Genomic DNA, 12,351 nt, shown 5'->3' with positions numbered 1-12,351 from the left:
GCCCGGCCTGCGTGCAGCCACGGGCCCCCGTGTCCGCGGCGGGACTTAGACCGAGCGCAGCACCGCGACGATTTTGCCGAGCACCTCGGCCTCGTCGCCGAGAATCGGCTCGAAATTGGAGTTGCGGGGGAGGAGCCAGGTGTGTCCGTCGCGCTGGCGGAGCACCTTGACGGTCGCCTCGCCGTCGAGCATCGCCGCGACGATCTCACCGTTCTCTGCGGTGCGCTGCGAGCGGACGACGACCCAATCGCCGTCGCAGATCGCCGCGTCGATCATCGACTCGCCCACCACCCTGAGCATGAAGAGTTCGCCCTTGCCCACGAGCTGGCGAGGGAGTGGAAAGACCTCGTCGATCTGCTGATCCGCCATGATCGGGACGCCCGCCGCGATGCGCCCCACGAGCGGCACCATCGCCGCGTCGGCGACCGTCGCGGTCGACTCGAAGGAGCCGTCGTCCTCCGTGGAGCTCGGCACGTCGATCAGGATTTCGAGCGCACGGGGCCGGTTCGGATCGCGGCGCAGGTACCCGCTGAGCTCGAGCTGGTTGAGCTGGTGAGTGACGCTGGAGAGCGAGGCGAGGCCGACTGCGTCGCCGATCTCGCGCATGCTCGGCGGGTAGCCCCGGCTCGACACTGAGCGCTGGATTGCGTCGAGGATGGCGAGCTGCTTCGCGCTCAAGTTCTTCCGGCGCCGGCCCGCTGCCGCCTTCGTCTTGGCGGCCGATGATCCGGCTGTGTTCGCGTCGCCCACGATGTTCCCTCTCCCGGCGCGCACGCCGCGCGCGCGCCCGCCCGGTCACGACTCAACGTGGAATGTCGGTGGTCGCTGCTCTACTGCAACCAGGCTCTCGAAACTGTATCCGCCGAGAGTCTCGGCGCGGAACATTCGTTCGAGTGTGTCGCGACGGTGTTGCGCTGCGGATGCGCCGTGCCGGGCGCTTGACCGGCGCGGCAGTCGAAGATATGTTCGGTACAAGCGTTCGGGATAGACCTCCTGGCCGAGGCCGCCCGGATTCCCGCTGAAAGGAGCGATCTCATGACCGCACAGCTCACCTCCCTCCGCTCGAGACCGTCCGCCGACGCGTCGCAGGACCCACTTCCGCAGCCGGGCGCGGCTGCCGAAGTGCAGGTTGGCCGTACGCGTTTGCGGCTCACCCGCCGCGGTCGCTTCGTGGTTGCCGTTCTCGGTGCGCTGCCGATCGTGGCCGGTGCATTTGCCTTCGGGCTCAATGGCGGTGGAGCGCTTGCGTCGAGTAGCCCTGCGTCAGTCGAGTTCCACTACGTCACGGTGCACGCGGGAGAGTCGCTCTGGTCGCTCGCCGAGGAGCTTGCGCCGGAGGCCGACCCACGCGACGTAGTCGACGACATCCTCGCCCTCAACCAGTTGCCGAGCGCGGGCCTCGAGCCTGGCCAGCGGCTGGCGGTCCCGGCCGAGTACGCTACTGCGCGCTGAGGCCCGGCCCGCGTCGGACACCCCGCTACCATCTCCTGGTGACGACTCTTGACGACCTTCCCCTTCGTGACGACCTCCGAGGCAAGCACCCGTACGGTGCTCCGCAGGCAGTCGTCCCCGTGGCCCTCAACGTCAACGAGAACACTCACCCGGTCCCCGACGAGGTGATCGCCGACATCATCGGGCGCGTCTCCGTGGCTCTGCAGACGGTCAACCGTTACCCCGACCGCGAGTTCCGTGAACTCCGCGACGCCCTCGCGGGTTACCTCGGCCACGGGCTCACCTCCGACGGCGTCTGGGCCGCGAATGGATCGAACGAGGTTTTGCAGCACGTTCTTCAAGCGTTCGGTGGCCCCGGTCGCTCGCTCCTTGGCTTCGCACCGACCTACTCGATGTACTCGATCCTCGCCTCCGGCAGCGGAACGGCATGGATACCGGTCGACCGCCAAGCCGCGTTCGAGGTCGGGGCCGAGTACGCCGCGGAGCACGTCCACCGCGCACGGCCCGACATCGTCTTCCTGTGCGCTCCGAACAACCCCACCGGGACTCCGCTCGACCTTGCAGTGATCGAATCGGTCTATGACGCGACCGAGGGGATCGTTGTCGTCGACGAGGCCTACGCGGAGTTCGCCGGCCGAGACGCACCGACGGCGCTGAGCCTTCTACCCGGACGGCCCCGCCTCCTGGTCTCGCGCACGATGAGCAAGGCCTTCGCGTTCGCTGGCGTCCGCCTCGGCTATCTCGCCGCCGACCCTGCCGTGGTCGACGCCCTGCGCCTCGTCCGCCTCCCGTACCACCTCTCAGCGCTCACCCAGGCCGCGGCGACCGCCGCGCTCGCACATGCCGACGAAATGCTCGCGATGGTCGGTGAGATCATCGTGCAGCGCGACCGAATGATCGATGGCCTCCGCGCTCTCGGGTACCACCCTTACGCGACGGGTAGCAACTTCGTGCTCTTCGGCGGCGTCGATGACCCGGTGGCGGTGTTCGAGGGCCTGCTCGCGCGCGGTGTGCTCATCCGCGACGTCGGGATCCCCGGACACCTCCGCGTCAGCGCCGGCACCGAGGAGGAGACCACGGCGTTTCTTGCCGCGCTTGCCTCCCTGCCTGCCCCCTCCGCCGACCCAGCGGTCGCCCTCTCGCGGGAGTGATCGCCCGCCGAGAAGCGGCTATGCCTCGCGAATAGACTGGCGAGCATGACCTCTCCGAGCGCCGCATCCGGGCGCACCGCCTCCCTCAGCCGCGCCACCAGCGAGTCGAGCATCGAGCTTTCCCTCGACCTCGACGGCACCGGCGTTGCCGATCTCGACACCGGCGTGCCGTTCTTCGACCATCTGCTGACGGCGTTCGCGAAGCACTCCCTCACTGATCTTCACGTCCGCGCGCGCGGTGACATCGAGATCGACATTCACCACACCGCGGAGGACATCGGCATCGTGCTTGGTTCCGCGATCCGCGAGGCGCTCGGTGACAAGGCTGGCATCTCGCGTTTCGGTGACGCGCTCGTCCCGCTCGACGAGGCACTCGTACAGGCCGTGGTCGACATCTCCGGCCGCCCCTACCTCGTGCACGCGGGGGAGCCAGAAGGATTCGCGCTGCACCTGATCGGCGGCCACTTCACTGGATCGATGGTCCGCCACGTTTTCGAGGCGATCGCCGTCAACGCGGGCCTGACCGTGCACGTGACCGTCCTGGGCGGGCGGGACCCGCATCACATCGCCGAGGCCGAGTTCAAGGCGTTCGCCCGCGCGTTCCGACAGGCGAAGGCGTTCGATCCGCTGGTCTCGGGAATCCCGTCGACCAAGGGCGCGCTGTGAGTTCGGTCCGCCCCTCCGTGGTCGTCTACGACTACGGCTCGGGCAACGTCCACTCCGCCGTCAAGGCGCTCGAGCTGGCCGGGGCCGACGTCGAGCTGACCGATGACCGTGGTCGTGCTCTCGAGGCCGATGGCCTCCTGGTCCCCGGTGTCGGGGCGTTCGATGCCGTGATGGCGGCCCTGACTCGGGCGCGCGGTGGCGAGATCATCGAGAAGCGACTTGCCGGAGGCCGCCCCGTGCTCGGGATTTGCGTCGGCATGCAGGTCTTGTTCGAGCGTGGCGTCGAGCGCGGGGTCGAGAGCGAGGGCCTGGGGGAGTGGCCTGGCACGGTCGACCTGCTCCCCGCTGCTGTCGTCCCGCACATGGGCTGGAACACGATCTCGGCACCGGAGGACTCTGTCCTCTTCCACGGGGTCGCAGACGAGCGCTTCTACTTCGTCCACTCCTACGGAGCGAGGGAGTGGTCGCTCGACGTGATGCCGCCTTTTCCTCGGCCGGCGGTGACGTGGGCTGACCACGGCGGTCCGTTCATTGCGGCGGTCGAGAATGGGCCACTCTCCGCGACGCAGTTCCACCCCGAGAAGTCGGGAGCGGCGGGCCTGCGGCTGCTCTCGAATTGGCTGGGCACCCTCCGCACGAACTAGGATCGGCCGGTGGTCGGCGCCTGCTGCGGTCGGCACCGGTTTCGAGACTGAGGATGACGATGAGCGAGTTCACGAAGGCCCCGGGTCTGGTTCTTTTGCCCGCGATCGACGTGGCGGGCGGCAAAGCCGTACGCCTCACGCAGGGCGAGGCGGGGACCGAGACGAACTACGGCGATCCGATCGATGCCGCCGGGGACTGGGCCGAGCAGGGTGCGAAGTGGATCCACCTCGTCGACCTCGATGCCGCGTTCGGCCGGGGTGACAACCACGGCATCATGAAGAAGGTCATCCGCCAGGTGAAGGGCGTCAACGTCGAACTTTCTGGCGGTATCCGCGATGACCGCAGTCTCGAGTCGGCGCTGAGTGCAGGCGCCAAGCGGATCAACCTCGGCACGGCCGCGCTCGAGAACCCCGAGTGGGCCGCAAGCGTGATCGCCCAGTATGGTGACCAGATCGCGGTCGGCCTCGACGTCCGTGGGACGACGCTCGCGGCGCGGGGGTGGACCAGGGAGGGTGGCGATCTCTGGCAGGTCCTCGACCGCCTCGAGGAGGCCGGCTGCACCCGCTACGTGGTCACCGACGTGACCAAGGACGGCACCCTCGAGGGTCCGAACCTCGAACTCTTGGAGCAGGTCATGGCGCGCACCCGCCGTCCGGTGATCGCCTCCGGGGGCGTCTCGAACCTCGACGACATCGCCGCTCTGCGCACCCTCGTCCCCCAGGGCCTCGAGGGCGCCATCGTGGGCAAGGCGCTGTACGCCGGCGCTTTCACGCTCGCGGAGGCGCTGGATGTCGCGCTCGAATGAGCACCGTCCGCTCCCGGCTCACCTGACCGACTCTGCGGGGACCCCGTGGGCGGGTCGGCACTTCGAGCCGAGCACGGCCTCCGAGGACGACGGCCGTGCCCCGGCGGGGTTGGTCGCGGCCCTCGACGCGTTCGGCGACGGTGCGCGCGGGGCGGAGGCAGTCATCGACGCTCTGCGCTCCTCGCGTCTGCTGATCCCTCTTGTCGCTCGACTGGGCGAGGAGGGCGAGGGGGTCGAGCGCCTGCGCGTCGACAAGACGCAGGAACTCGCGATGGTGACGGTGGCGGGACCGGATGGCCGCACTGTGCTTCCCGCCTTCAGTAGCATCGACGCGATGCGTGCCTGGGACGCCTCTGCTCGGCCGGTGCCGGTGGATGGACGCCGTGCTGCGTTGGCCGCCGTGGCCGAGGGCACCGAGGTGATGGTGCTGGATCCTGGCTCCGCCGGGGAATTCGCCGTCCGACGGCCGGCGCTCTGGGCGATCGCCGAGGGGGGCTCCTGGCGCCCGGCCGCACACGATCCCGAGGTTCTGAGAGTTTTGCGCGCCTGCACGGCGGGGGAGCCCGCGGTCGTCTCGCTCGATGTCCGTGCGGGAGACGCCGCCCAGCGGCTCGTCGGCCCCGAACTCGTCGTCGTGCTCGGACTGCGTCCCGGACTGGATCAGGAGGCGCTCGCCGCCCTCGTCGCCCGGCTTGGTGCGCGCTGGGCAGCCGACGAGATCGTCGCCGCCCGCGTCGATTCGATGACGCTTCAACTCGCCGTCGCCCGCTGACTTCGGGTCAGGTGACCGGGCCGGTCCACTTCTCGCCGGGCCCTTTCCCGATCGGGTCGGCAATCGGGGAGGCCTCGCGGAACGCGAGCTGGAGGGTGCGCAGTCCGTCGCGCAGGCTGCGCGCGTGCATGTCGCTGATATCGGGGGCCCCGGCGGTGACCAGCCCGGCGAGGGCAGTGATGAGCTTGCGCGCCTCGTCGAGGTCAATCTGTGCGCCGGGTTCGTCGGCGAGCCCGCACTTGACGGCGGCTGCGCTCATCAGGTGCACGGCCGCAGTGGTGATGATCTCGACCGCGGGCACCTCCGCGATGTCGCGAGTGGCCACCAGGTCTATGCCATTCTCGCCGTCACCGAAGCGTCGGGTGTAATCGTCGTCGTACTGAGCCATGGGTCCTTCGTTCGGTGAGTTGGAGTGCTTCGATCGGCGCTGTCGCCCGAGGCGCAGGTCTGCTATGGTGGACCGGGCTCCGAGGCATGTCCTCGGTTCGAAAGTGGAGATTCTCCCACCCGCGCTTGACCGCTTCACAAGGTTACCGGGTTAGAAGCACCCCGCCTCCAGCAACGGAGGCAGGCTGCGGTTCCTGAGGTTCGCCTCGGGAGTCGCATCGAGGGTGCAAGCGCTGTGCTGATGCATGGCGCGAACGGGACGATCACCTCTCTCGGGTGCGCTGGAAAAGACTCCGGACGCAGAGCTGCACTCACCGAGATCAGAGGAGAAACGCAATCAGCGATCCCCGTACCAACGACCGTATCCGCGTCCCCGAGGTCCGCCTCGTGGGTCCCGCAGGAGAACAGGTCGGCGTCGTCAAAATCGAAGCCGCCCTGCGGCTCGCGCAGGACGCAGACCTGGATCTGGTCGAGGTCGCCCCGAACTCGAAGCCGCCGGTCGCCAAGATCATGGACTACGGCAAGTTCAAGTACGAGCAGGCGCAAAAGCTCAAGGAAGCCCGTCGTAACCAGGCGAACACGATCCTCAAAGAGGTCCGTTTTCGACTCAAGATCGACAAGCACGACTACGAGACCAAGCGCAAGCGTGCCGAGGGCTTCCTCAAGGCCGGCGACAAGGTGAAGGCGATGATCCTCTTTCGCGGTCGCGAGCAGTCCCGACCCGAGATGGGCGTCCGACTCCTTCAGCGCTTTGCAGAAGACGTCGCCGAGTTTGGCCAGGTCGAGTCCACCCCGACCATCGACGGTCGCAACATGGTGATGGTTATCGGCCCGCTCAAGAACAAGTCGGAGGCGAAGGCCGAGGCCAACGCGGTCCGCGCCGCTCGTCGCGAGGCCAATACCCCCGAGGACACGGCCGACGCCGAGTCCGTCTAAATACTTCGCCGCCCCGGCCTCGGGGCCGGTGGATGCCCCGTTCGCGGGGCACCGGTTTCGCCCCGCCGTGCGCGGTGTGACGTTCACAAGGAGAGAACATGCCCAAGATGAAGACCCACTCGGGTGCCAAGAAGCGTTTCAAGGTGACCGGCTCCGGCAAGCTCATGAAGCAGCAGGCCGGAATGCGTCACAACCTGGAGTCGAAGTCCAGCGTCCGCACCCGCCGCCTCAACCAGGACCAGGTCCTCGCTCCGCAGGACGCGAAGGTCGCCAAGAAGCTTCTCGGTCTGTAGCTCACTGCCGGCGCAGTCCGTTGCGCCGCGTAGTCCGCTACTTCACCGACCAGGATCGATAGGAAGAAACAGTAATGGCAAGAGTGAAGAGGGCCGTCAACGCCCACAAGAAGCGTCGGGTCATCCTCGAGCGCGCCTCGGGCTACCGCGGGCAGCGTTCGCGCCTGTACCGCAAGGCGAAGGAGCAGGTCACCCACTCCCTCGTTTACTCGTACCGTGACCGCCGCGCCAGGAAGGGCGAGTTCCGTCGCCTCTGGATTCAGCGGATCAACGCCGCGTCTCGCGCGAACGGGCTAACCTACAACCGCTTCATCCAGGGTCTCGCCCTGGCCGGCGTCCAGGTCGACCGCCGCATCCTCGCGGATCTCGCGATCACCGAGCCCGCGACATTCGCCTCGCTCGTTGCGACCGCGAAGAGCGCGCTGCCCGCCAACACGTCTGCCCCGAAGGCGGCGTAGTCCACACCGCTTCCCGGAGGGGGTCGCGACCGAGAGGTCGCGGCCCCCTCCGCTCGTTTCCGCGGAATCACGGTGACGCGACGTTTCTGCGGGAGTCACGGGGACCGCGCCGATAGGCTCGACGCATGCTCGACAACCCCCGTTCTCCTCGCGTCCGCTCTGTGGCGAAGCTCACCCGGCGGCCTGCGCGGCAGGAGACAGGACTCTTCCTCCTTGAGGGCCCTCAGGCCGTGGCGGAGGCGCTGCAATACCGGCCGGAGCTGTTGGTGGAATCGTTCGCGACTCCGACCGCGCTGGAGCGCTACCCCGAGATTATGATGGCGGCCGAGGAGGCGGAGGTCGAGATCGAGTACGTCACGGAGGATGTGCTCGACACGATGGCCGATACGGTCACGCCTCAGGGCTTCGTCTCGGTCTGCCGCCAGTTTCCCACCTCGCTGAAGGATGTCGTCGCCTCAGAGCCGCGGCTGGTCGTGGTGCTCGAGGAGGTCCGCGACCCCGGTAACCTCGGCACGATCATCCGCGCGGCCGATGCTGCTGGTGCCGACGCGGTCGTTCTCTCGGGCCGCTCCGTTGATCTGTACAACCCAAAAGTGGTCCGCTCGACGACGGGCTCGCTCTTCCACCTTCCTGTCGCGGTGGGTGCCGACCTCTCCGACGTTCTGCAGCGCCTGCGTTCCGTGGGCCTGCGCTCGGTCGCCGCCGATGTGAAGGGCGAGGATCTGCTGGCGGTGCGCGCCCGGGGCGACCTCGCTCGGCCCACCGTGTGGGTCTTTGGCAACGAGGCGCGGGGGCTCGAGGACGAGTCGATCGACCTCGTTGACGGCGTCGTTGCGGTGCCCATCTACGGAGCCGCTGAGTCGCTGAATCTGGCTACCGCCGCCTCGGTCTGCCTCTACGAGAGCGCCTTCGCCCTTCGTTCTTGAGAAGAATGAGGGCGACGGCGACCGGAAGCTGGGGAAAGGCCCAGTTGTTACCCTTCGATTAAGAATCCACTCATGATTTGACCCGACCATCCTCGTGTGATTGCCTGACCGCATGGTCACCGCACCCCAGGATGAGCGCGCCGCCGCTGCCACCGGAGAACCCCTCGTCGTGCTCGACGGAGTGCAGAAGCACTATGGCGATTTCCAGGCGTTGAAGAACATTGACTTGACGGTTCACCGAGGCGAGGTGGTCGTCGTGCTCGGGCCCTCCGGGTCAGGCAAGTCGACACTGTGCCGAACCGTGAATCGCCTCGAGACGATCTCCGGCGGCACGATCTCGATCGACGGGCAGCGGCTCCCCGAGGAGGGCAAGGGTCTCGCGGCCCTCCGCGCCGACGTCGGCATGGTGTTCCAGTCGTTCAACCTGTTCGCGCACAAGACGATCCTCGAGAACGTGACGCTGGGACCGATCAAGGTGCGAGGCATTGCCCGCAAGGAGGCGCAGGCCCAGGCGCAGGCGCTGCTCGACCGCGTCGGAGTCGGCCACCAGGCCTCGAAGACCCCGGCCCAGCTCTCGGGCGGACAGCAGCAGCGCGTCGCTATCGCGCGCGCCCTGGCAATGAAGCCCAAGGTGATGCTGTTCGACGAGCCGACGTCGGCGCTCGATCCCGAGATGATCAACGAGGTTCTCGACGTGATGGTCGGGCTCGCGAAGGAGGGGATGACGATGATCGTCGTTACCCACGAGATGGGCTTCGCTCGCAAAGCCGCGGACCGCGTTGTCTTCATGGCCGACGGCGAGATCCTCGAGGACACGGACCCGGAGTCCTTTTTCACCGCACCGCGCACGGATCGAGCGAAGGACTTCCTCTCAAAGCTCATTACCCACTAACGCCGCCCGGCGACCAGCAGTACCGACAGGTCGGAGCCGGAATCCCGGCGGCCGACCGAACATCGCCCGCTCCGGCGGGCCACACCCAGGAAGGACGATCATGCGCACCAAGCTCATGTTCATGACCGCGGGATTCGCGGCGGCGACCCTTGCTCTCACCGGCTGCGCCGGCGACTCCGGTTCGGCCGGCGGCGGCTCCGGGGGGAGCGCCGCTGCCTACGAGGTTGCCTCCGACGTCACGGTCGAGGGCAGCCCAACGTTCGAGGCGATGAAGGCCAAGGACGCCATCACCATCGGTGTCAAGGAGGACCAGCCCGGGCTCGGCTACCTTGACGCGGCGACAGGTGAGCGCACCGGTTTCGACATCGAGATCGCGAAGTGGGTCGCAGCGTCGCTCGGATTCTCCGCCGACAAGATCACCTACACCTCGATCCCGTCGGCGAACCGCGAGGCGTCGATTGTGAACGGCGACATCGACTACTACGTCGGCACCTACTCGATTACCGACAAGCGCAAGGAGCAGGTCGGCTTCGCTGGACCCTACTTCGAGACCGGTCAGCAGTTGCTCGTCGCGGCGGACAACAGCACCATTACCGGCCCGGACAGCCTCTCGGCCGACACGAGCGTGTGCTCGGCGACCGGCTCCACGCCGATCCAGAACATTCGCACCAACTACCCCGAGGTGAAGACAGTGGAGTTCGACACGTACTCGCAGTGCGTCGACGCTCTGGCCGATGGGCAGGTCGACGCGGTGACCACCGACGGCGCGATCCTGATCGGCTATGCCGCCCAGAATCCCGACAAGCTCAAGGTCGTCGGCGAGCCCTTCAGCACCGAGCTCTACGGAATCGGCCTGGCGAAGGATGACGACGCGCTGCGCCATTTCATCAACGGGATGTTGACCGACGGTGGCGACACCTGGAGTGCCATCTATGACAAGACGCTCGGGCAGTCAGGTACGACCGTCACCCAGCCGGCGGTCAACGACTACTAGGAGGCGCCCCGGGCGGCGTTCGCGCCGTCCGGGGATCCCCGCACTCCCCGATCTTCCCCCCCCACCCCCAGAGAAGGGCCCGCCGCATGGATGTGCTGCTGGACAACCTCGACGTGTTCGTCCCGGCGTTCGGGAACACGCTGCTGCTGTTTGCCGTCTCCCTCGTCCTCGCCCTGATCCTCGGGACCATCGTCGGCGCACTGCGTGTCTCGCCTGTCCCGATCGCACGAGCGCTCGGAACGGTCTATGTGAATACCGTCCGCAATACGCCGCTCACGCTCTTGATGTTCTTTTTCGCCTTTGGCTACCCGAAGCTCGACCTGCCTGATGTCGGCTATACCACCCTCGCAATCTGCGCCCTCAGCCTGTACACCGCGACCTACGTCGCGGAGGTCCTTCGCTCAGGCATCAACACTGTGCCAATCGGCCAGGCCGAGGCGGCCCGTGCGATCGGCCTCGACTTCGGCCTCACCATGACCCAGGTCGTCCTTCCGCAGGCTTTCCGCTCGGTGATTCCGCCGCTGATGAGCGTCCTGATTGCTCTGCTCAAGAACACGACCGTCGCTGCGGGCTTCTCCGTCGCCGAGGCGGGGACCATCGTCCGCGTCCTGAACGAACGCGGCGAGAACAGCCTCATCGTGGTCCTCTGGGTCGCCGTTGTCTTCGTGATCCTGGTCACTGTGCTCTCACTCGTCCAACGTCAGCTTGAGAAGAAGTGGAGGGTCGCGCGATGAGTTCCGTCCTCTTCGATAACCCGGGGCCGCGCGCAGTCGTCCGCAATCGCATTATCGGTGGCGTCGTCGTTCTCCTGGTCGTCGCGCTGATCGCGTTCGTCGTGTGGCGCTTCGCTGAATCCGGACAGTTCAGTGCCGCGAAATGGCGCGCGTTCGGCTACCCGCTGGTTTGGCGGAGCATCGGGGCCGCACTCGGACAGACTCTCGCCGCCTTCGCCACGGCCGGAGTCGCCAGCATCGTCCTCGGTCTCGTCCTCGCGATCGGCCGCCTCTCGGACCACCGCTGGGTGAACGTCCCGGTGACACTCTTCATCGAACTCTTTCGTGCGATCCCCGTCCTGATCCTGATGATGCTGATGTATTACGGCCTGCCGTTCGCAGGACTCAAACTCAGCCCCTACCTCGCCGTTGTCATCGCCCTCACGCTCTACAACGGCTCGGTCTTCTCCGAGATCTTCCGCGCCGGCATCGAAGCCCTCCCACGAGGGCAGAAGGAGGCGGGCTACGCGATCGGCCTGCGCAAGGCCGGGGTCATGCGGCTCATTCTCTTTCCGCAGGCCATCCGCTCGATGCTGCCGGTGATCATCGCGCAACTGGTCGTCGCTCTCAAGGACACCGCGCTCGGCTCGATCATCACCTACAACGAGCTGCTCTACTACGCGAAGTACCTCGGCAACCAATCGAGCCTGGACAGTCCGATCATCCCGGCGGCCATTGTGATCGGTGCTATCTACATCAGTATTTGCCTGCTCCTCTCGGGACTGGCGAAATGGATCGAGATCCGGACGCAGCGCGGCGGCCGCGGCGGGCGGGCGCTCGGCGGACATCCCGCAGCTCGCTCGACGACCGACACGCAATTGATCGCTGTGCAGGACTGAATTGCTCGGATCGCCCGAGGTCGATCCTCGCCGCGGTTGGCTTGTTGATGGGGTGCGTTTCGTGGAGCGTGGTGCGTTCGGCTAGGGCGAATCGCTGGCACGCGATTCACCCGTGTGCCGTGCCTGATTGCTCGGATCGCCCGAGGGCGGTCCTCGCCGCGGTTGGTTTCCAGGGGTGGTCGGCCTGGGTGGAGCGTCGTGCGTTCGGCTAGGGCGAATCGCTCGCACCCGATTCACCCGTTCGCCGTGCGGGTGGGAGGTCGTGCCGGGTCTCTTTGTGGTGAGTGACGTGCTGCCTGACGGGGTGGAGGACGAGCGCTGAGGAGAGGCGCGTGCGGCGCGAGGGCGGGCGGAGGGGGCGG

At 67.1% G+C, this 12,351-nt stretch carries 16 protein-coding genes; 14 read left to right on the top strand and 2 right to left on the bottom strand.

Annotated elements, in window-relative coordinates:
- Positions 1-45 precede the first annotated feature (45 nt).
- Positions 46-750, bottom strand: a complete 705-nt coding sequence (lexA, locus tag B0H03_RS12005; protein WP_104263979.1) for a transcriptional repressor LexA — start codon at positions 748-750, stop codon at positions 46-48.
- 285 nt (positions 751-1,035) lie between these two features.
- Here lexA and B0H03_RS12000 point away from each other — a divergent pair, with 285 nt between their 5' ends.
- The 6 genes from B0H03_RS12000 to B0H03_RS11975 are packed head-to-tail and all read left to right on the top strand — an operon-like array spanning position 1,036 to position 5,491.
- Positions 1,036-1,452, top strand: a complete 417-nt coding sequence (locus B0H03_RS12000) for a LysM peptidoglycan-binding domain-containing protein (protein ID WP_104263980.1) — start codon at positions 1,036-1,038, stop codon at positions 1,450-1,452.
- 35 nt (positions 1,453-1,487) lie between these two features.
- Positions 1,488-2,603: a histidinol-phosphate transaminase gene (locus B0H03_RS11995; protein ID WP_104263981.1), complete on the top strand. Its 1,116-nt coding sequence runs from the start codon at positions 1,488-1,490 to the stop codon at positions 2,601-2,603.
- Positions 2,604-2,648: 45 nt separating this feature from the next.
- A complete protein-coding gene (hisB, locus tag B0H03_RS11990; RefSeq protein ID WP_104263982.1) occupies positions 2,649-3,269 on the top strand; it encodes an imidazoleglycerol-phosphate dehydratase HisB in 621 nt (206 codons plus the stop codon).
- Positions 3,266-3,913: an imidazole glycerol phosphate synthase subunit HisH gene (hisH, locus tag B0H03_RS11985; RefSeq protein WP_104263983.1), complete on the top strand. Its 648-nt coding sequence runs from the start codon at positions 3,266-3,268 to the stop codon at positions 3,911-3,913. The genes hisB and hisH overlap by 4 nt, the downstream gene beginning before the upstream one ends.
- Positions 3,914-3,972: 59 nt before the next feature.
- Positions 3,973-4,719: a bifunctional 1-(5-phosphoribosyl)-5-((5-phosphoribosylamino)methylideneamino)imidazole-4-carboxamide isomerase/phosphoribosylanthranilate isomerase PriA gene (gene priA / locus B0H03_RS11980; protein WP_104263984.1), complete on the top strand. Its 747-nt coding sequence runs from the start codon at positions 3,973-3,975 to the stop codon at positions 4,717-4,719.
- Entirely contained in the window at positions 4,703-5,491 is a 789-nt protein-coding gene (locus B0H03_RS11975; RefSeq protein WP_104263985.1) for an SseB family protein, read from the top strand. Before priA ends, B0H03_RS11975 begins: the two co-directional genes overlap by 17 nt.
- Positions 5,492-5,498: 7 nt before the next feature.
- On the opposite strand, the gene B0H03_RS11970 is transcribed toward B0H03_RS11975, so the two are convergent.
- Positions 5,499-5,879 (bottom strand): DUF1844 domain-containing protein, encoded by a 381-nt coding sequence (locus B0H03_RS11970; RefSeq protein ID WP_104263986.1) that lies wholly within the window; start codon positions 5,877-5,879, stop codon positions 5,499-5,501.
- 335 nt (positions 5,880-6,214) lie between these two features.
- Between B0H03_RS11970 and infC the strand changes: the two genes are divergently transcribed.
- From infC to B0H03_RS11930, 8 genes are all read left to right on the top strand, one after another.
- Positions 6,215-6,814: a translation initiation factor IF-3 gene (gene infC / locus B0H03_RS11965; RefSeq protein ID WP_104263991.1), complete on the top strand. Its 600-nt coding sequence runs from the start codon at positions 6,215-6,217 to the stop codon at positions 6,812-6,814.
- Positions 6,815-6,912: 98 nt separating this feature from the next.
- Positions 6,913-7,107 (top strand): 50S ribosomal protein L35, encoded by a 195-nt coding sequence (rpmI, locus tag B0H03_RS11960; protein ID WP_056042364.1) that lies wholly within the window; start codon positions 6,913-6,915, stop codon positions 7,105-7,107.
- Between the two features lie 74 nt (positions 7,108-7,181).
- Positions 7,182-7,565, top strand: a complete 384-nt coding sequence (gene rplT, locus B0H03_RS11955; RefSeq protein WP_104263987.1) for a 50S ribosomal protein L20 — start codon at positions 7,182-7,184, stop codon at positions 7,563-7,565.
- A gap of 125 nt (positions 7,566-7,690) precedes the next feature.
- Positions 7,691-8,491, top strand: coding sequence for a TrmH family RNA methyltransferase (locus tag B0H03_RS11950; RefSeq protein WP_104263988.1), 801 nt, complete (start codon positions 7,691-7,693; stop codon positions 8,489-8,491).
- A gap of 112 nt (positions 8,492-8,603) precedes the next feature.
- Entirely contained in the window at positions 8,604-9,383 is a 780-nt protein-coding gene (locus B0H03_RS11945) for an amino acid ABC transporter ATP-binding protein (protein ID WP_104263989.1), read from the top strand.
- A gap of 100 nt (positions 9,384-9,483) precedes the next feature.
- Complete coding sequence (locus B0H03_RS11940; RefSeq protein ID WP_104354075.1) at positions 9,484-10,377, top strand: glutamate ABC transporter substrate-binding protein; 894 nt, start codon at positions 9,484-9,486, stop codon at positions 10,375-10,377.
- An 86-nt stretch (positions 10,378-10,463) separates the two neighbouring features.
- Positions 10,464-11,111 carry an amino acid ABC transporter permease gene (locus B0H03_RS11935; RefSeq protein ID WP_104263992.1) on the top strand — a complete coding sequence of 216 codons (648 nt, stop codon included), beginning with the start codon at positions 10,464-10,466 and terminating at the stop codon, positions 11,109-11,111.
- Positions 11,108-11,989 (top strand): amino acid ABC transporter permease, encoded by an 882-nt coding sequence (locus tag B0H03_RS11930; RefSeq protein WP_104263993.1) that lies wholly within the window; start codon positions 11,108-11,110, stop codon positions 11,987-11,989. The genes B0H03_RS11935 and B0H03_RS11930 overlap by 4 nt, the downstream gene beginning before the upstream one ends.
- Positions 11,990-12,351: the final 362 nt, after the last annotated feature.

Origin of the sequence: Rathayibacter iranicus NCPPB 2253 = VKM Ac-1602 (assembly GCF_003149025.1) — a bacterium.
GTDB classification, from domain to species: domain Bacteria; phylum Actinomycetota; class Actinomycetes; order Actinomycetales; family Microbacteriaceae; genus Rathayibacter; species Rathayibacter iranicus.
Note: the sequence above shows the minus strand (reverse complement) of the source record. Positions and strands in the feature narration are given on the sequence as shown.

What these genes read in the sequence shown, in the direction of transcription:
- B0H03_RS12000 (WP_104263980.1), top strand. Translation starts at nt 1,036, where the DNA reads ATGACCGCACAGCTCACCTCCCTCCGCTCGAGACCGTCCGCCGACGCG.
- hisB (WP_104263982.1), top strand. Translation starts at nt 2,649, where the DNA reads ATGACCTCTCCGAGCGCCGCATCCGGGCGCACCGCCTCCCTCAGCCGC.
- priA (WP_104263984.1), top strand. Translation starts at nt 3,973, where the DNA reads ATGAGCGAGTTCACGAAGGCCCCGGGTCTGGTTCTTTTGCCCGCGATC.
- B0H03_RS11975 (WP_104263985.1), top strand. Translation starts at nt 4,703, where the DNA reads ATGTCGCGCTCGAATGAGCACCGTCCGCTCCCGGCTCACCTGACCGAC.
- B0H03_RS11970 (WP_104263986.1), bottom strand. Translation starts at nt 5,879, where the DNA reads ATGGCTCAGTACGACGACGATTACACCCGACGCTTCGGTGACGGCGAG.
- rpmI (WP_056042364.1), top strand. Translation starts at nt 6,913, where the DNA reads ATGCCCAAGATGAAGACCCACTCGGGTGCCAAGAAGCGTTTCAAGGTG.
- rplT (WP_104263987.1), top strand. Translation starts at nt 7,182, where the DNA reads ATGGCAAGAGTGAAGAGGGCCGTCAACGCCCACAAGAAGCGTCGGGTC.
- B0H03_RS11950 (WP_104263988.1), top strand. Translation starts at nt 7,691, where the DNA reads ATGCTCGACAACCCCCGTTCTCCTCGCGTCCGCTCTGTGGCGAAGCTC.
- B0H03_RS11945 (WP_104263989.1), top strand. Translation starts at nt 8,604, where the DNA reads ATGGTCACCGCACCCCAGGATGAGCGCGCCGCCGCTGCCACCGGAGAA.
- B0H03_RS11940 (WP_104354075.1), top strand. Translation starts at nt 9,484, where the DNA reads ATGCGCACCAAGCTCATGTTCATGACCGCGGGATTCGCGGCGGCGACC.
- B0H03_RS11935 (WP_104263992.1), top strand. Translation starts at nt 10,464, where the DNA reads ATGGATGTGCTGCTGGACAACCTCGACGTGTTCGTCCCGGCGTTCGGG.
- B0H03_RS11930 (WP_104263993.1), top strand. Translation starts at nt 11,108, where the DNA reads ATGAGTTCCGTCCTCTTCGATAACCCGGGGCCGCGCGCAGTCGTCCGC.